The sequence below is a fragment of the Rhizobium sp. ZK1 genome (assembly GCF_047782645.1).
Taxonomy (GTDB): Bacteria; Pseudomonadota; Alphaproteobacteria; order Rhizobiales; family Rhizobiaceae; genus Rhizobium.
Map to the genome: position 1 here is coordinate 78,702 of NZ_CP180588.1, position 16,579 is coordinate 95,280.

General features: G+C 56.8%; 16 protein-coding genes and 1 pseudogene. 3 read left to right on the forward strand and 14 right to left on the reverse strand.

The features are described from left to right. Positions 1–142 precede the first annotated feature (142 nt). From ACK9YZ_RS33460 to ACK9YZ_RS33470, 3 genes are all read right to left on the reverse strand, one after another. The gene (locus ACK9YZ_RS33460) at positions 143–574 is read right to left on the reverse strand and encodes a protein rhiC (protein ID WP_416068688.1); all 432 of its coding nucleotides are present in this window, start codon (positions 572–574) and stop codon (positions 143–145) included. 110 nt (positions 575–684) lie between these two features. Next, complete coding sequence (locus ACK9YZ_RS33465; RefSeq protein WP_416068689.1) at positions 685–1,272, reverse strand: phage tail protein; 588 nt, start codon at positions 1,270–1,272, stop codon at positions 685–687. Positions 1,273–1,397: 125 nt separating this feature from the next. Next, a complete protein-coding gene (locus tag ACK9YZ_RS33470) occupies positions 1,398–2,093 on the reverse strand; it encodes a protein rhiA (RefSeq protein WP_416068690.1) in 696 nt (231 codons plus the stop codon). A gap of 337 nt (positions 2,094–2,430) precedes the next feature. On the opposite strand from ACK9YZ_RS33470, the gene ACK9YZ_RS33475 reads away from it, so the two are divergent. Next, positions 2,431–2,994, forward strand: coding sequence for an acyl-homoserine-lactone synthase (locus ACK9YZ_RS33475; protein WP_416068691.1), 564 nt, complete (start codon positions 2,431–2,433; stop codon positions 2,992–2,994). A 487-nt stretch (positions 2,995–3,481) separates the two neighbouring features. Here ACK9YZ_RS33475 and ACK9YZ_RS33480 read toward each other — a convergent pair. The 5 genes and pseudogenes from ACK9YZ_RS33480 to ACK9YZ_RS33500 all read right to left on the reverse strand — a co-directional run bounded on the left by ACK9YZ_RS33480 (position 3,482) and on the right by ACK9YZ_RS33500 (position 8,626). Further along, positions 3,482–4,159 (reverse strand): annotated as a pseudogene (locus ACK9YZ_RS33480) (winged helix-turn-helix domain-containing protein). 757 nt (positions 4,160–4,916) lie between these two features. Continuing rightward, positions 4,917–5,360, reverse strand: coding sequence for a pseudoazurin (locus ACK9YZ_RS33485; protein WP_416068692.1), 444 nt, complete (start codon positions 5,358–5,360; stop codon positions 4,917–4,919). Between the two features lie 534 nt (positions 5,361–5,894). Continuing rightward, on the reverse strand, positions 5,895–6,458 hold the full coding sequence (locus tag ACK9YZ_RS33490; RefSeq protein WP_416068693.1) for a CpaD family pilus assembly lipoprotein: 564 nt from the start codon (positions 6,456–6,458) through the stop codon (positions 5,895–5,897). Continuing rightward, positions 6,455–7,912 (reverse strand): type II and III secretion system protein family protein, encoded by a 1,458-nt coding sequence (locus ACK9YZ_RS33495; protein WP_416068694.1) that lies wholly within the window; start codon positions 7,910–7,912, stop codon positions 6,455–6,457. The genes ACK9YZ_RS33490 and ACK9YZ_RS33495 overlap by 4 nt, the downstream gene beginning before the upstream one ends. Before the next feature lie 27 nt (positions 7,913–7,939). Continuing rightward, on the reverse strand, positions 7,940–8,626 hold the full coding sequence (locus ACK9YZ_RS33500; RefSeq protein ID WP_416068695.1) for a response regulator: 687 nt from the start codon (positions 8,624–8,626) through the stop codon (positions 7,940–7,942). A 1,422-nt stretch (positions 8,627–10,048) separates the two neighbouring features. On the opposite strand from ACK9YZ_RS33500, the gene ACK9YZ_RS33505 reads away from it, so the two are divergent. Then, positions 10,049–10,369 (forward strand): hypothetical protein, encoded by a 321-nt coding sequence (locus ACK9YZ_RS33505; protein ID WP_416068696.1) that lies wholly within the window; start codon positions 10,049–10,051, stop codon positions 10,367–10,369. 94 nt (positions 10,370–10,463) lie between these two features. Next, a complete protein-coding gene (locus ACK9YZ_RS33510; RefSeq protein ID WP_416068533.1) occupies positions 10,464–10,595 on the forward strand; it encodes a DUF6429 family protein in 132 nt (43 codons plus the stop codon). Positions 10,596–10,629: 34 nt separating this feature from the next. On the opposite strand, the gene ACK9YZ_RS33515 is transcribed toward ACK9YZ_RS33510, so the two are convergent. The 6 genes from ACK9YZ_RS33515 to sctV all read right to left on the reverse strand — a co-directional run bounded on the left by ACK9YZ_RS33515 (position 10,630) and on the right by sctV (position 16,488). Continuing rightward, a complete protein-coding gene (locus ACK9YZ_RS33515) occupies positions 10,630–11,214 on the reverse strand; it encodes a plasmid pRiA4b ORF-3 family protein (protein WP_416068532.1) in 585 nt (194 codons plus the stop codon). 2 nt (positions 11,215–11,216) lie between these two features. Beyond that, the gene (gene tnpC / locus ACK9YZ_RS33520; protein ID WP_416068531.1) at positions 11,217–12,875 is read right to left on the reverse strand and encodes an IS66 family transposase; all 1,659 of its coding nucleotides are present in this window, start codon (positions 12,873–12,875) and stop codon (positions 11,217–11,219) included. 45 nt (positions 12,876–12,920) lie between these two features. Further along, positions 12,921–13,214: an IS66 family insertion sequence element accessory protein TnpB gene (gene tnpB / locus ACK9YZ_RS33525; RefSeq protein ID WP_112982801.1), complete on the reverse strand. Its 294-nt coding sequence runs from the start codon at positions 13,212–13,214 to the stop codon at positions 12,921–12,923. Positions 13,215–13,270: 56 nt separating this feature from the next. Continuing rightward, positions 13,271–13,705, reverse strand: coding sequence for an IS66-like element accessory protein TnpA (gene tnpA, locus ACK9YZ_RS33530; RefSeq protein ID WP_416068530.1), 435 nt, complete (start codon positions 13,703–13,705; stop codon positions 13,271–13,273). Between the two features lie 116 nt (positions 13,706–13,821). Next, entirely contained in the window at positions 13,822–14,361 is a 540-nt protein-coding gene (locus ACK9YZ_RS33535; RefSeq protein WP_416068697.1) for a hypothetical protein, read from the reverse strand. A gap of 9 nt (positions 14,362–14,370) precedes the next feature. Continuing rightward, the gene (sctV, locus tag ACK9YZ_RS33540; protein ID WP_416068698.1) at positions 14,371–16,488 is read right to left on the reverse strand and encodes a type III secretion system export apparatus subunit SctV; all 2,118 of its coding nucleotides are present in this window, start codon (positions 16,486–16,488) and stop codon (positions 14,371–14,373) included. Positions 16,489–16,579: the final 91 nt, after the last annotated feature.

The following is a 16,579-nucleotide window of genomic DNA, read 5'->3' on the forward strand; positions in this document are numbered from 1 at the left end:
CTCCTCTGAGGTGGATCCGCCTACTAAGGACCAGAGCAAACAGGAGTTCAGTTGCCTGTCGGATCAGGGCACATCCACACTACTAGGAGACAGGATGTGCCCGGACGCTGTTGCGTGCCGCGCGGGGTTCGCGAGTTATTGCTTATCGCCAGACGGCACCTCTAAATTGGCCCGTTGCATCCTTCGGAGTGATGCCGGAGAGATCGCAGTGGTTGGCATTATCCGGTCGCGAGGCTTGAATGAGTCTCGCGCTCTTAACCGGTGCCTGGATCATGCAATAGGCGTTGAACCGTGCGGGCAGTCCAAGCAGTGTATTGGCAAGATTGCCGTTTGGCCTGCAGTTGACGCTTGCCCCTTCCATGCGCCCAGACGGATCCACAGGCTCACCGCTGAAGTCGCATGTCTTGCCTGTTGGCGTGCCCGGAGCACCGACCGGGCCGGCGAGGGTGACGCCGCGTATAACCACTCCCGTGGTCACGGGATTTACGCCGATCTTTGCCTTGTGATGGTCTGCTGCTGCGACTGTCTGCGCTGCGGTGACGGCCAGCCCAAAAACCCAAGCGAATCCTAGCATTCTTACTGTCGGAAACATTACAATTTCTCCTCTTTACGGATCGGTCGAATGCGATCCATTGCCACTTACGCTTCGTGAAAAGGAAAGACTTAGTGAAGTCTTATCGCGATTTACCGAAACTTGATGAGGTAATTGACGGCAACATTCCTGGGGCGCGTTTCAGAAGCTGTACGCGCGCGGGATTCCGGTGAGCCTGTAGACTTGCTGGAAATGGATGTTCCCGCGGCACTCCCCTGCTGCGAAATTCCCGACGGCGTCGTCACCCCGTAGGAATGCGAATGGGTCTGCATTGCATCGCACTGAAGCGACCCAACAATGTTTGAGACATTGTTGCCGGTCGGATCCAGTCGCTGTTTTGCATCAGGGTCTATTCCCGCGCCGGCATCAAAGCCACGTAGGAACAGCCCGCGATAGTCCGGGATACGAAACTCCAGACCCGTCCCCGAATTCCGTTCTCCATAGAGACCCCCGATCACGGAATAGAGTTCCGGATAGGCGAGCGTACTAAGATAGCGCCCGTCGCAAAGCATCCAGCCCTGAGCCTCGACGTAGTTGAGAGGAGCGTTGGCCTTTGTTCCCGCCGTTGCGCCCGAGCTTGCGCAGGCCGCATTTGCCCAGATCGTGTTCTGCGAACCCGACACCGGATCGACTTGGCCTGCAAAAGGGCACACAGTACCGATAGGAGGTCCTGAGAACATTGTTCCGTCCTTTGATTAAGATGCTTGTTCGGAAGCGAGTGCCTACGCCAATTGCATCAGGAGCTGGCACTCCCTTCCCTGGGGCTCCGTCCAATTTACGGAGCGACACCTAACCGCAGCGGCCGTCAGGCCGGACTGATATCCCAGGTATTGGTTTCATCCAGAACCCCTACAAGATTGAACACAGCGGAGGGAAATTTGGCCTCCTTTGTTTGGGTAATGGTGTCGATGCTGAGAACTGTGCCGACTTTGACATTCGTTCCTGCGGCGATCCAATAGCTCGGAGTCGGCGTAAAGGTGTGTTGCAGATTGGTACCTGCTTGAACGACATACGTTCCCGTTCCGGACATTCCGATGCCGACTGAGAACCGACTGTTTGGGACAGTTGAGTCGTCGTTGATGAGTAGGGATCCGGAAGGCGGACCCTTGACCGAATTGGAGAGGCCGGGGCCACCCTTCAAGGAAAACGTTGTCGTGTTCTGACCGTCGGGGCTGCAGTCCTGAACGCCGGAAGCGAGAAAATCCACCCCGGCTATCAGTTCCCCAGTGTCGCTCCAGACGAAATTATATGCGATTTCCCAGGTAAACTTGATCTGGTTCCCGACGCGGATCTGGTACGGAGAGCAAAACCAAGCCAAGGAGAAAACGTCGGCGGACGGCTGCGGCATTTTTTGATATACGTAGAAGGTCCATGGCTGGGCCGATTGGTTCTTGAGTAGCAGAGAGTATTGCGTGCCCTGGGCGAGCGCTGCACTTGCGGACTGCGATGCACGAGCTTGATCGGTTATTTCTTTGTTGGCATAACTGACGTGCAAGGTCATTTCATTGTCCTTTCTGTGTGGATTGTCCGTTTGACGCTGGGCCGATCAAGTCGGCTCCATATAAATTGACATTAGCGCGTCACTCGACTTCAACTCTGTCGAGCGCTCATTCTCTGTAGCCACAAGCTATTTGCTATAATCATTGCTGCATGAGGTAAATGAGTAGATTTACTCTCTGGCGGCGACAGCATCGTAAGCCCAGATTTCATCTGGTGGACGCTCATGCAGGCTACGTTGTCGGTCGTGCAAAATTCATCAGACTCTGAAACTGAGTAGTTCTACTCATTTTTCAGCGGAAAGAGATCATACACACTGACTTCCGATGTGAGGTGGAGCGATGATCAAGATTTGCATTGGGCAGTCGGATGCGAACAGTGCCTTGATGGAGGAAATCTGGCGATTCCGGCATCAACAGTTCGTCGAACGACGGGGCTGGGAAGCACTGCGTAAGAGTGATGGGCGAGAAATCGATCAATTTGATCACGACAGCGCGATACATTTTGCGCTCCTCAAGAACGATACGATAATAGGGTATTCTCGATTACTTCCTACTATTCAGCCGCACCTTCTTTCAAACGTTTATCCCCAGATCATGAAAGGTCGGAACTGGCCACGCTCGCATGATGTTTTCGAATGGACGCGATGTGCCGTCACAGATGCGAAGGAGATGATTGACGGCGTTTCCGCGTCACGCGTCCTGATGGTTGGGGTGCTGGAATTCTGCCGTGCCGCCGGCATTTCATCGCTCATCGCACAAACGCACCCGAAGCTGATAAACTCACTCCTCGCTAGCGGTTGGCAAGCTCAGATGCTCTCAGAGGTCACAGTTTTCGATAATCAATTGATCGTGCCGATTGAAGTCAAACCGTCCCCATCGCAACAAACGCTGTTGGCGACTTGAGACGGCCGCGACTGCATTTTGCAGAAACTCACCTCCATGGAGGCAGCCTGCAATGTCCTTGCGCGCCGGGCGTAGCAGATCGCCTCCCTTCAGCGAAAGAGGAGGTTCGCACGCTCCGCAAGCCCCATGCTGCGCCCAAAGCTGCTGCTGTGACGTCTGTCAGTCCAATCGCGAAGTAGACCCGCGCCCAGGAAAGAAAACTGCAGCGGCGAAGGCGCAGCCAAGCGGCCACGCGAGGTTGAATCGGCACCGCTTGAGGTCGATGCCTTTACTGATCTGTTGAAGCTCGAAGAAGAAAATCAGAAGCTTCGCAAAGCCCTCGACGATCTCTAGGCGCGCCAGTGGAAAGTGCCGGTCGGCTTACCGGGGGCGGCCGTGCTCGACGCGGCTTGATCGCCATCGAGCAATCACAGCCAAGCGAGAAAGCGGCCCGCACTAGGCCATACACGGGAGTTGCGGAGCCGCCATTGGCTTTGATACCAAAAGATCAATCCAGCTTAGCAGTGAAGACGTAGCCCACGCCGCGCACGGCTTTGATGAATTGCGGCCTCTTCGGATCAGTCTCGATCTTTCGCGCAGCCGGACAATTTGGGCATCAATCGTCCGATCGAAAGCTTAGGTCTCAGCCCCTGGTTAAAGCCACCAGCAGGTCGCGGCCGAGAACCCTGCCCGTATGCCGAACAAAGATCGTCAGCGTCTCGAATTCGCCGGTCGTCAGTTCTACCTCCGCACCCTCGGGTCGAGTAGCTGGCGGCGATTGAGATTGAGCTTCTAACCCGCGAAACCGATGACTTGGTCGCTGACGGGCTCGGCATTGCGTGCCGACGATTGCCGCTGACGCAGGATCGACTTCAAACGCGTGGACTTCCCCGAGGTGGAAGGGTTTCGTCATGTAATCGTCCGAGCATGTCAGCATAATAATCGGGACATCGGACTGGGCGCAAATTTCTCCGGCGAGATCAAAGCCGTCCGAATCGCCGGGAAGGACGAGATCGAGCAGGATGGCATCGAAATTCTGATGACGCAGATATATCCGCATCTCGATCCCGTCGGAGGCGGAAGACACAGCGTAACCCTCTTCTTCGAAATTGTGCGTCAACATCATTCGAATGCGCGGATCGTCGACGACGACGAGAAGATGTGCACCATGCTGAGGTATTGCCATCGTCCATCCATCACGCCAATGCCTGTTACAGACCGTTTCCCAACTTGGTGACGCCGCAATGCCACCCATGTTAAACATCGTGCGAAAAGCAGATTAATTGTCCCCATCCAAAAGCGGGGAGCAAAGACTGTGCCGCGGGAAGAGGATTTTCGCCCCGATCAGGAATCACCAATGTCGCGCTTTTCGGCTCGGAGCCGAATTGCCTGCTGGTGCTGGGGTTTTCAGCAATTTTGGCCGAGTGAATGGCGTCCGCGGCGACGACCCTCAGACTTCAAAGTCGAGGGTCTTCTTCGGGTGCCGCCGCCGCAGTCGCTTACGGATCGATGGCGGCCGCTCGGACCAATTGCCCGCTCCGTTAAGTGCTGTTGATGCCAACAATTCCGTTGGTCGCAGCCCTGGTTTCGTCACTTTCGGACCCGGACCAAGCAAAGAGGATCGAGTTCACAATCGGCAGAAATAACGATCCCGCCAACTTCTTCGATTGCTGCGCGGCGACAGTTCCATGTCAGCTAATTGGAGAGCTTTCGGTCGGCTTTTTGACGATGGCCAGGAATGGTGACGACCGGCGTGTTCACACCGTCGCAAATGCGGTCGAGGCAGTTTTCAGAACGCTGGGGCCGGGATCGACGAGCCTTCCATCAATTAACCTATTAGAGTTCAGACAAGGATTCAGGAAACAGAGAATTTGCGCTTGTGGCTCATCTTACAGCCGGTGGCGGATGGCAGGCGAGCGCCGCCATCCGCAGTGCCGATATAGTTACTGCGTGATCTGCGCAAGGCCGGCATCAAGCCGCTTGCGCACCATATTCGGCACTTTCGCGTTCTTGATCACGTCGAGGTTGGCCGGGTTATCGCCAACCTGGATCAGCGCGACCATACCCATGCCGACATGCGGAGTGCATTTCAGCACGTAAGCGCCCGGAATATCGAACTTCGCCTGGTACTGCTCGCTCGACTTGGACTTAAATTCAGGGACGCCGTCGGGAATGAGGCCCTTGAAGGTCTCGACATTGTGGCCCTTGTCCTTGGGAATGAAGGTTACGGTGTCGCCGGGAGCGATCTTGAGGAAGCCCGGCTCGAACACCATCGCGCCATCCGCACCTTTGTTCAGCATCTGAATCTGATGGTCGGCCGCCATCGACGGCGCGGCCGAAGCAATCAAGACTGCCGTAGCTGCGATCGGACAGAATTTCAAACGCATTGCATGTCTCCTGTTTCTTAAGTCGGTTTAGCCCCTTGAACACCTTTTAAGACATGCTGCGCCCGCTTCTTTGATGCGCGTCAAATCGAGAGGAAAAGCAGCCGGAGGATGATATTTGTCAGCGACCGGGCGGGCATGCAAAAGGGTAGGGAATCGAAGCACCAGGAACAATTATTCTTCTTCCCATTACGGCAAGCGTTTTCGCGCGTCTCATCTTGCGGTCGCGCATGGCGTCAAACTCGCCTCGGCGACATGGGCGCTCAACCTTGCTATTCGGCTCTCGGGCACTGGATCGGCTTCTGTCGCGGCTGCGGAAGTCCGGCTGTCGGCCTTAACTACTTTGCAGTATCTCAAGGGGCTGATCATCGGACTGACGATGATTCCTCCCGTACAGCAGTCATCGGCGACAACACCGGTCGCCCATTCGTTGGGGAAGTTGAAGCTGCGACAGTAATGGTCAAGGACGCTGTTAGTCACTTGCCCGTAGAGGTTCATGTCTTCGAACGCAGGTCAGCTCCCGGGATTAGCCGCGGGTTATTCTTCATTTTTGTCTGCCGTGAATGTCCTGTATTTGGCAACTGGTGCGGCCGCGCGCTCGCCGTTGCTTGCCTTGATAACTTGATTGTCGAACAAATCCCGCGGATCGTTTACCATCACCGCGAGGTTATGGCGCGTCGAACAGCCCAGCGGCTGGTCAACGTCATTGGGCAAAGTGCTGGACAATGACGGGCAGTCAGAAGGTCTCGCATCATAGACGATCGCCTCTATTCGCGCTGAATGGCCGCCCTCGTGTTGGTTAAATAACTGAATATTGGAAGCGTAGATGCCCATCTGTTTTGCCTGATGCACTGCCTCTGTGCTGAGCGGGGGCGACCCGCTGATTAGCAGATGAAGTGCGTCGCGCCGACCACCGCTGGCCCTCCCAAGGAAAATACGCAAGCGCTGCAGTTCGGAGGCGCGAAGGCTCTCTAGAATCAAGACGCTGGTCTCCTGCTGGATTATGGTGGGTGTCGATGGCTCAACATGGATCGGCGGGCTTGCGCAGCCACTCAGGCTTGCTGTTAGAGCGACTAGGTGAACTTTGCCCCGGAACGTCATTCGATGATAAAGCCGACACTGCTCTTGCCGCTTGGCATGCCAGTGCGGCCAGTAGCGCGGCTCTGCGGCAGACGTAGCGAATTCGATCCAGTGGCCCCCCCATCCAAGGGCGACGCCATCGTGGGTGCGCTCATCTGGTCCGGGTTTGACCCCGGTCTGACGATGTAAGGAGTGACCAGAATGACCAATTCCGACTCCTCTTTTTGAAACGACGACGAACGGAATAGGACGCCAAGGATCGGCACCTGACCGAGTCCGGGAAATGCACTGATATCATTGGTTACGGTATGCCTGATGAGCCCACCAATTGCAAAGCTCTGCCCACTGGCGAGTTCGACGACTGTATCGGCTCGGCGGGTAGAAATTGCGGGCACGGAAATTCCGCTGAATTGAACGGCACCTTGTGACGTGAGTTCACTGACTTCCGGCTTTACGCGAATATTTATCTGGTTGTTGCTGAGAACGGTGGGTATGAATTCCAGGCTAACGCCGAAGCGACGAAATTCAATTGAGACTTGCCCATTTTCCTGTGGGACAGGAACGGGGAATTCCCCGCCAGCGAGGAAGCTGGCGGTTTCGCCGGACATCGCAGTGAGATTCGGTTCCGCTAAGATGGAAGCGACGTGCTCCTTGGCCAGCGCGTCGAGAACCCCGCCGATGTTGATATTACCATCATTGTATCCAATTTCTGCTGTACCACCACCACTAGCGGCACCAGAGCTGGCGCCTCTACCGCCGCCGCCTAACAAACCCACCTTGAAACTTCCGATTTGCCCGAGGGCCGACAGGTTAATCCCAAGCTCCTTCATCGCGCCACGGGAGACCTCCGCTACCCGCACACTGAGATTCACCTGCAGCGACCCTGCGACCTTGATCTTATTGACCACCTGCGCACCGTCACCGAGAAATTGCTCGGTAATTCTTTTCGCAGTGTCGACGGCTTCGGCATCGGGCGCTGTACCACTAAGGATCGCGCCGCGCGGGGTGTACTTGACACGGATCGGATAGTCTCCGACCTGATCCCTCAACATGGCTCGCAGCTCGCCGATTGGATCCGTAACGACGATCTGCATCTGGGCGAGAGCCACGCCTCTGTCGTTCAAGGCGAACAGGGTAGTCCGCCCGGGTTTCTTGCCAAAGACGAAGATGGTTTCGCTCGAGGGTGCCTGGTAGTCCGCAATCGTCGGGTCGGCAACAAAGATCGTAGCGGCTGGCGCGGGGAGACGGACTGTCTGGCCGAGCGAAGAGGAGAGGTTTAGCGTGGCATTGATACTACTGGAAGTGGCACGCAGCGCCCCTTCATCCCCGCTGGTTTGGGCCGCGGTAGAGAGCGGAGATAACAGCATGAGCGCGCAGATGAGAGGGCCCAAGTAAAGACGACTAGGGGGCCTCGGTCCTCCGATGAGAGCCAGCGGCCGATGGGTGTCAGGATGATGAATTGGAACAATCTTCAAGGCAGTCTTTCTTTCACATTCGACCAATCATGCTGATACCGCGCCAGGCAATTCAAGAATGTAGCCAATGCCACGAACAGTCTTTATCTGTGGCGTCGCACCTGACCTACTCAGATGTCCACGTAAGCGATAAATCCCGACTTCGAGCGCGTTGGTAGTCACCTCCTCGTTGAACGAATAGAGGTGACCTTCCAGCTGCGCACGCGGCACGATGCGGCCGGCACGCTTAAGTAGATGCTCAAGAATACATAGCTCCCGACGTGCGATCGTCAGCCGATCACCTGCAACGGTAAGCGCTCGACTGATTGGGTCGAAGTTGAGATTTCCAAATACAAGGATGGGATCGGTCAACTGTATCGCCCGGCGCTGAATGGCCCGCATTCTAGCGATGAGCTCAACAGGAGAGACGGGCTTGCGCAGGAAATCGTCCGCGCCACCATTGAAAGAGGCAATTCGCTTCTCGCGATCGTCGAAGCAGCTCATAACGACGGCGGGAACTGAGTGGCCCTCGCTTCTTAGTTGCTTCAACCAGCCTAAGCCGTCGCCATCGGGCAGAACCAACTCCAGCAGGAGAATTTCATAGCTCGCGCAATGAAATGCACACGAGGCCTCCTCGAGAGTGCAAGCTACATCAACGGCAAACCCGCTATCCGCGAGCGCAGCAAGTACCGCGCGTGCAAGTTCCGCATGATGATCAACGAGTAGCGTTCGCATTTCGCCTCATAATCAAACTAGAAGAATCGGAGCAGGTCGCCGCCGGCTATTGAGCTAAGGTGACAGCAGAATTCACGCAACTCGTTGCCTTGGCACGAGCATGCAAACGCCGAAAAGCTCGCGGGCAGCAGCATGTGAAGACTATTGGATCGGAACCGTCGGTCGGCGGGCCCAAAACACTACCAACCTCCCTGATGATTTTTTCTAGCATCGATTCTCCTCAGTGCGGCCCAAGGTCTACGAGCTCCGGCATTGTCCAGGTGCCCATCGTTCGGATGGTTGAAAGGGTTATCTTCGAGAAGCGGTTTAGAAAAATCCATTCTTTCAATCAGTTACATTCAGGGGGTGGATGCATGCCGCAGGCTCTATCCCAGCGTGAGCTGCTGTCCACACGCTGCTCGGGGCTGAACGCCAGTCTTCTGGTCAGCGGGATCGATCCCGACGGGATGCGGCCGCTGGTCGAAACCGGCTGAACGGAAAGGGCTATTTGGAGGCCGGGCGAACAAATCGTCCGCAACAGCGCGCCATACCGTCGCCGGCAATACGAAAGCCATTCGCCCCATGGCGACGGGCATTGTTGCTTAACGACCGGCACTTGGCGCGTGGCTTGGCCTAGTGCTGTATCAGCAATTAAGTCCGTCTATTCGACGCAAACGCGATGAACATATTTGCGCAGGTTAGGCGCGCGCGCAGTTCCGGGATTGTCGGCGAGCAAACCAAGATTCGCCAAACCTTTAGCCGCAAGTTAAGGCACGGGCGACGTCGCGGCGGTCTGACCAATAAAGCGGGACTTCTCTCGCCCATGCTCTGAGCAAACTGGGCCGCACGCGCGTCATCGTGTGGAAGTCTGCCTGGCTCCGCATTGTACTCCATCAGGCCACACTACAGTTGCACACCGGCTGGCTAATCGATACCACGATCATGCACATGCACATGCACATGCACATGCACCTGCAATCGCAGATCGCTCCCGTGCAACTCAAGGCTAGCCCGCAGGCGAACGGGTTCGAAGCACCCGTCGGGGAAATCCTCCCGCGTCAGAACGGGCATGTTCGTCCGCTGGCAACCTCCATAGACGACGTTTTCCCGGCATTCATCTCGACGGACGAAGCTGTAATGTTGAGCAAGGGGGCGGCAGCTCGAGCCAGAGCGCTGCGCCGATTTGGAAGGGGTCTTAGAGAGGCTATCGGAGTTTGCGTCGGTGTCGCACGGTCTGCTCGCAAAGCTAAGCGACCACCGAACAACTGCCGACCTCCATTAGATCTGTTGGGCCAGATCGAAGACGGTGCGTGGATCACTGCGGAGAGGTCGTCCACCTCCTAGAACTGCAGCCGGAGTTGCCAGCCATCGCTCCATGGCCGGCCTCGGCGGAGACCCTGGGCCAGCTACTCGCGCGCTTGGATGAACTTTTGCAGATCGATCTTGCTGATGAACAAAGGGCCGTCTTCCAAGGGCGTCAGTCGAAATCCCACCGCGGGCGGGCCGATGCATGCCCGTCAGCTGACAACGCTGTATGACGCCGCCTTCACCGCCTATCACGTTAAGTCTAATGAAAAGCGGGGCTACAATCGGAAGCGGCAGGACGCTTGCGTTGCAATTTACCGCGTCAAGCTTTCCCCAGCGTTCACCCGCGTCATCCGTTTGCCCACACGGAGCACCGGCAAATGCTGGCTGCTCGACAAGGAAGGTAGTTCAGGCAAGCCGGTTTGGCAAAGAGCTAGTGCGCTTCTATCTGATAAATAAGGGCCCGTTTCAACCACTTTCGACATGCGCATCGAGGGTATCCATCCGAGGTGGGCCGCGGGACTTGGGGTCTCGCGCGTGGTAGCATAGCAGAATGGAGATCGACGAGGACAAAATCGATGACGCGGTCCTGTGTGATCCGTTGAACAAGTCGAAGTCGCTGGTCCTGACGGACGAAGGTCTACGGCGTTCGGAAGAACTATTCCGCCGGTTGTTTACACGGTAAAATCCAGTTTCGGCTTTCACCCACAGCCCGGTGTTCAGGTTTTGCGTCGCGCTTTTCGGACCCATTTTGCGGCGAGGTCATCGACGGCTTTGTTGAGCTGCGAGAAGTTGGCGCTGTTGGGATTGTAATCGCTGCTGCCCCACCATTCTAGGATTTCGGCATGTCGCTCGTGCGCCGGGTCTGCAAGCGCCTCGCGGAACTCCTGATAACCCCATGGACCACCAACGTCTTCAGGCGGGCAGTGTCCCGTTGCTTCGAGGAGCATCGGTCCTTCCGTGCCGACTGCAGGAAAGGTGCGCTCGATCTTGATGCTGTGTTCCCAACCGTCGCCAAAGTCGTAAAGGTATTTGAACGATTTCGCACCGGTGTCCTGGACTGCCGACAGCAGCGAGACCCTGCGGGCATCGATCGGACCATCCCCCCATTCCTCGTCTGGCAAACCAAAGCCGACGTCACGCATGCGGAATTCGTAAAGGTGGCTGTTGGTCCAGCCCATCGCCGCCTGCAATACCTCGTGCAGCCGACTGAGCCTGATGGTGAACGGTACGACAACGCGCCGCATCACTATCGGCTCGACATGATCGAGGGTGACCTTCAGGCGGACGGCAGAAGCCACCATCGTCAGGCCGCCAGCATTACGGTTGCCGGCGATGCACGTTTCCACTCCCAGGGCAGCAGTTCGTGCAGGCGCGTCACAGGATGGTCGGCGATGCGAGCCAGGACATCGGCAAGCCACGCCTTTGGGTCGACATCGTTGAGGCGGCAGGTGGTGATGACGGTCAGCATGACAGCGGCACGATCGGCCCCACGCTGGGAACCGGCGAAGGTCCAGTTCCGTCTTCCCAATGCGACACTTCTCAGCGCCCGCTCGGCTGCGTTGTTCGTGAGACAAACTCTACCGTCTTCGAGGAAGAGGGCAAAGCCCTCCCAGCGCTTGAGCATGTAATCGATCGGCTCGATGACCTCGGACGATCTGCTGAGCGTGGCGCGTTCCTTCGTCAACCACTCGTGCATGTCATCGAACAGCGGCTTGCTTCTCTCCTGCCGCGCAGCCAGTCGTTCTTCGGCACTCAATCCGTTGATCTGCCGCTCGATCCCGAACAATTCGTCGTAGCGCTTGACGGCCTCAAGCGCGATCGGCGAGATCGGCTTGCCCTTGCGTTTGCGATCCCGCGCATTCTTCTGGATATCGGCCAGCTCAAAGAATTTACGCCGCGCATGCGCATGGCAAAAGGCGAAGGTGATCGGCACCTCTTTCGTTGCGGCAACAGCGATCGGCTCGAAGCCATTGTAGCAATCGCTCTGTAGAATGCCGCCGTATCTGGCCAGGTGCTTCTGCGGATGTTCGCCGCGCCGGTCACTCGACGCATAATAGATTGCGGCTGGCGGCGCTGTTCCCCCGAATGGCCGGTCATCGCATACGTAAGTCCATATGCGTCCGGTCGTGCATTTGTCCCTGGCCTGAATGGGAATGGTGGTGTCATCACCGTGAAGACGCTCGGCCGCAAAGACATGCGCCTCGATCAGATCGAAGACAGGCATGAGAGCGGCTGTTGCGTACCCGACCTGGTCGGCCAGCGTCGAGGTCGAAAGATCGATCCCCTCGCATTTGAACCGGGCACTCTGCCGGTTGAGCGGGCTGTGCATGCCGAACTTGTCGAACAGGATCGTCGCCAACAGATGAGGACCGATGAAGCCGCGCGGCGTGGCATGGAACGGTGCCGGCGTCTGACTGATCGCCTCACAGTCACGGCACGTGAACTTTTCCCGCACCGTCTCGATCACCTTGAACCGGCGCGGAATCTCTTCCAGCGTCTCGGTGACGTCCTCGCCCAGCTTCGACAAGCGTGAACCACCACAGCAGGCGCAAGTCGTCGGCGGCTCGATGACGATACGTTCGCGCTCGATATCGTCCGGCCATGGCTTGCGCACCGGTCGTTTGCGCGTGAACGAACGTACGCTCGAGGTTCTGGCGCTTGCTGCCTGTGCCGCGACCTCGTCCTCCGTCGCCGCCGTCACGAGTTCCTCGAGCTGCAGTTCCAACTGGTCGAGCAGGCGCGCCGTGCGTTCAGAGCGCTGGCCTCGCAACTCGCGCCTGAGCTTCTCGATCTTCAATTCCAGAGCAACGATCAGCGCCTCGTTGTCAGAGAGCATCGCCTGCGCATTGGCCGCTTCCGCAACTGCGATAGCGTGTTTAGCCTGCAAGGCTTCATGCTCGCCAAGCAGCGCCAGGTAAGCGCCAACAACATCCACAGGAAGATCGACAGGCTTTGAGATCATGAAGCCATTCGATCAGATTTCCCCTGTATTTTCAATTGAATAATGCTAGCCGACCTTCGTCGGCCGCCAGGTTTCTTGAGGGTGCCTCCAGTCGATCCCGGACAGAAGATAACTCAGCTGCGCGGGTGATATCGCGATCGCGCCGCCTTCCGCAGACGGCCAGACGAACCGGCCGCGGTCCAACTTTTTTGTAAAAAGGCAGCTCCCCTGGCCGTCACTCCAGATCACTTTTATCAGCGATCCGCTACGACCGCGGAATACAAAAAGATTGCCGTCCAGAGGGTTCAGTTTCAGCACCTCCTGCACCCGCAACGCAAGCGATGGAAACCCACACCGCATGTCGGTATGGCCCGTTGCAATCCACACCCGCACATTTTGACCGGAAGGAAGCGTGATCACCGCAACGTCTCCAGACCCCGCATGATCCGCAGCAGCGCCTCAACGTCGACGCTGCCGTCCACGACCACACGACGGCCGTTCGCCGCGACAATCTCCATGCGGCCGGAAGGAGGCGCTACCGGATGCTCCATCGCAGCAGGTGGAGTGACCTGCTTCACCGGCACAAAAGTTTCCGGCATGACGAACGCCGGCACAAAACCATCGGTTTGTTTCTGGCTGTGCAAACCCTGGCGAACCGATTTGCGCCAACGGTTTAACAGCGAGCGGCTGATGCCGTACTGACGGGCCGTGGCCGACGCCCGGCCTCTCCCCGCAAAGCTTTCTGCGACAATCCGCAGCTTCTCATCCTCAGTAAATCGACGCCGCCGTCCGGTGTTGATCACCTCAAGACGGCTCACCCGAGACCCGCTGTCCCCTTCAAAAATCTCCATCTGCCCAACTGTCCTTATGCCTGGGAATAAGGACAGGGTCTGAACAGTTTTATCCAATATTCAAAGGCGGTCTCGCTCGGACGGATACCATCGAGGCTGTGCTGCGCACAGTTATGCTACGGTGCCAACGCACGTGGATCGGACTTCCCGTCTGTATCCAAGGACAGGTTCAAATTGTGTTGCAACATCTGATTGTCTGGCTCTGCTTTGAGAGCTTGCCGATATAGCACTTGTGCGGCGTCATGCCGGCCCTGAAGATCCAAGACAACTCCTTTCGCGTTCAATACACGCAGATTACTTGGATCCGTAGCAAGCACTCCGTCGAGTACCTGAAGCGCCTCATGTCCTCGTTTCTGCGCCAGCAATATCTTGGTAAAACTGATTGCCGCATCAATATTATCTGGATGCTGCTTCAGATTGTGTAACGCTTGCTCTTCAGAAATTTTGCCAACTGCGCTCAATATGCGTTCGCGCATTGCCGGGTCGATATGATTGGCGCCGAGCAACGATGGGGGCGACGTCTCCTTCACCGAAAGAGCTGGCTTATTCCAGCTGGCGCAACCTCCGAGAGGCAGGATGGCGAGTACTGCGAAGAGGACTGAGTTCAATCGATATGAAACTAATGTTGCAGCGACTGTATTCTTATGCGAAGTCATCTTCAGTTCTCACCTATCATCGAGGTCTTGGCTATCAACTTGCGGCAATGCGGAAATCGCGAGCCCCTGACGGTCCACTGTTGTTTCAAGGCGGAGCTTAACGGATCCGGCGGGCTGGATGGTGAAGTCGGGCGCGAGGTCCTGGTAAGACAGCACAGCAAGATCAATCTGATTTCGTGCGAGAAAGCCGCGGACGAAGCGTCGGATATCCGTTGCAGTTAATACGACAGGCCGGGTCTGATCAGGCGCTGTGCTGGATAGGATCTGACGCATCTGTGACAGTAGTGCTTCGCTTTGCCGATCCTCTAGGGCGAGGTAGGGCCCCGCGGCCGATTCCCGAACCGCGCTGCGCACCACATCCTCAGTCTCACGTTCGATAATGAACGCGGGCACGATTCCGTGTTCATTGGCATAGCGGTGACAGATCTGCCGCTTCATATCAGAACGAACGTACTCGGTGAGAAGGGCGACATTTTGCTCACGTTCGCTCCGTTCGGCCAATGCCTCCAAGACAACGCGGGTGTTGCGGATCGGGATACCTTCATCCAGCAGACGGCGCAGTACGTCGGCAATCCGAGGAATCGGTGTCGTGCGCAGCACCTCCTTTACCAGATCAGCATATTCCTGCTCCATCCGCCCCAACAATTGGCTGGTCTCCTGAATGCCGACCAAGCGCGGTGCATAGCGGGTTAACGCCCCTTGCACACGCAACGCGAGGAGTTCGCTGGGGCGATGATGTCGGATGCTGGCAGCCTTAAGAGCCTGCGCATGGCATTGTTCGACCCAGATTATGTCCTTTTTAGAATCTTGGCGAAAGGGGATGCCGCTCAACTGAATGTTCGCCCGATCGTCTTTAAGCATTAGCTGTGTCGAATCAATCAGATTCTGTTCTACCGGCACGCCCTCGATATCTATTCTGAATTTCGACTCGGGCAGCCGCTGATCGACCGCAACAGGGATGCGGGGAACAATGATGCCAAGATCGGCTGAGACCAATTGCGACACGCGTGCAATATGCTGTTTTAGTTCGACCTGGTCGATGGCTTGCATAACGTTCGGCGCAAGGAAGAGAGCGATTGGACATGCCTCCGCAGGCATCGTTTGGTTTTGAGGCTCCACTGGAGCTGCAGGTGTAGCATCGACACCGCCGGCGCCCAGCACATCACCCTTTAGAAGGCTTGCCGCGGCGAATACCGCGGCCAAGATAAAAAAGACGGGTAGAGGGAAGCCAGGAATGAACCCCATCGCAACCAAGACGGAAGCCGCCAACCGTAATGCTCGCCTGCTCGCCGTGAGTTGATTGACTATGTCGGTCCCAAGGTTGAGGCTCCCGGCCCCAGTTACACGAGTGACGATGGTCGCCGCGGTAATTGAGAGCAGCAGGGCCGGGATCTGCGAGATTAGCGCATCACCGATGGTGAGAAGGGTATAATGTCGCAACACCTCGCCGAAGGGCATACCTTTCGAAAGCAAACCGATCGAAATCCCACCCAGCATGTTGATGAAAATAACGACGAGCCCCGCGATCGCGTCACCCTTCACGAACTTCATCGCGCCGTCCATAGCGCCGTAAAGTTGGCTTTCCTTCTCCAATGCGCCGCGCCGCCTGCGAGATTCGCTGGCATCTATATCGCCGTTCCTTAACTCTGCGTCGACCGCCATCTGCTTGCCCGGCAGGGCGTCGAGCGTGAAGCGGGCGGCCACTTCTGCTACGCGTTCAGCGCCCTTCGCGAGGACCATGAACTGCACCATGGTCACGACTAGGAATATGACGATACCTACGACGATATTGCCTGAGATTACGAAATCGCCGAACGTGTGGATGATGCTGCCCGCCTCGCCTTCGGCCAGGATCAATCGCGTCGTTGCGATGGTGAGCGCCAGACGGAAGACCGTGGAAATCAAGATGACGCCTGGCAAAGAAGAGAATTCAAGGGGTGTGCTGATATACAAAGCAACCATTAGCAGCAGTATGGCCAAACCCATATTGAATCCAATCAGTGTGTCGATCACTGCGGTTGGTACTGGCATCACCATCATAGCCACTGCCATAAGCAGCATCAGCGCAACCATTAAGTCCGGGCTGGCCGGCGCGCGCTCGATGAGGTTACGAATGATATTTCCCATGGAGGCCCTTTTTATCGTTTGAGAATTGCTCTGCTTTTACGCAGCTTTCGAAGGTCCACCAGCGCATGGCGACGCTCGAGACTGAGACTGC

What these genes read in the sequence shown, in the direction of transcription:
- ACK9YZ_RS33485 (WP_416068692.1), bottom strand. Translation starts at nt 5,360, where the DNA reads ATGCGTTTGAAATTCTGTCCGATCGCAGCTACGGCAGTCTTGATTGCT.
- sctV (WP_416068698.1), bottom strand. Translation starts at nt 16,488, where the DNA reads ATGGGAAATATCATTCGTAACCTCATCGAGCGCGCGCCGGCCAGCCCG.
- ACK9YZ_RS33510 (WP_416068533.1), top strand. Translation starts at nt 10,464, where the DNA reads ATGGAGATCGACGAGGACAAAATCGATGACGCGGTCCTGTGTGATCCG.
- ACK9YZ_RS33465 (WP_416068689.1), bottom strand. Translation starts at nt 1,272, where the DNA reads ATGTTCTCAGGACCTCCTATCGGTACTGTGTGCCCTTTTGCAGGCCAA.
- ACK9YZ_RS33475 (WP_416068691.1), top strand. Translation starts at nt 2,431, where the DNA reads ATGATCAAGATTTGCATTGGGCAGTCGGATGCGAACAGTGCCTTGATG.
- ACK9YZ_RS33535 (WP_416068697.1), bottom strand. Translation starts at nt 14,361, where the DNA reads ATGACTTCGCATAAGAATACAGTCGCTGCAACATTAGTTTCATATCGA.
- tnpC (WP_416068531.1), bottom strand. Translation starts at nt 12,875, where the DNA reads ATGATCTCAAAGCCTGTCGATCTTCCTGTGGATGTTGTTGGCGCTTAC.
- ACK9YZ_RS33470 (WP_416068690.1), bottom strand. Translation starts at nt 2,093, where the DNA reads ATGACCTTGCACGTCAGTTATGCCAACAAAGAAATAACCGATCAAGCT.
- ACK9YZ_RS33490 (WP_416068693.1), bottom strand. Translation starts at nt 6,458, where the DNA reads ATGACGTTCCGGGGCAAAGTTCACCTAGTCGCTCTAACAGCAAGCCTG.
- ACK9YZ_RS33515 (WP_416068532.1), bottom strand. Translation starts at nt 11,214, where the DNA reads ATGGTGGCTTCTGCCGTCCGCCTGAAGGTCACCCTCGATCATGTCGAG.
- tnpA (WP_416068530.1), bottom strand. Translation starts at nt 13,705, where the DNA reads ATGGAGATTTTTGAAGGGGACAGCGGGTCTCGGGTGAGCCGTCTTGAG.
- tnpB (WP_112982801.1), bottom strand. Translation starts at nt 13,214, where the DNA reads ATGCGGTGTGGGTTTCCATCGCTTGCGTTGCGGGTGCAGGAGGTGCTG.
- ACK9YZ_RS33500 (WP_416068695.1), bottom strand. Translation starts at nt 8,626, where the DNA reads ATGCGAACGCTACTCGTTGATCATCATGCGGAACTTGCACGCGCGGTA.
- ACK9YZ_RS33460 (WP_416068688.1), bottom strand. Translation starts at nt 574, where the DNA reads ATGCTAGGATTCGCTTGGGTTTTTGGGCTGGCCGTCACCGCAGCGCAG.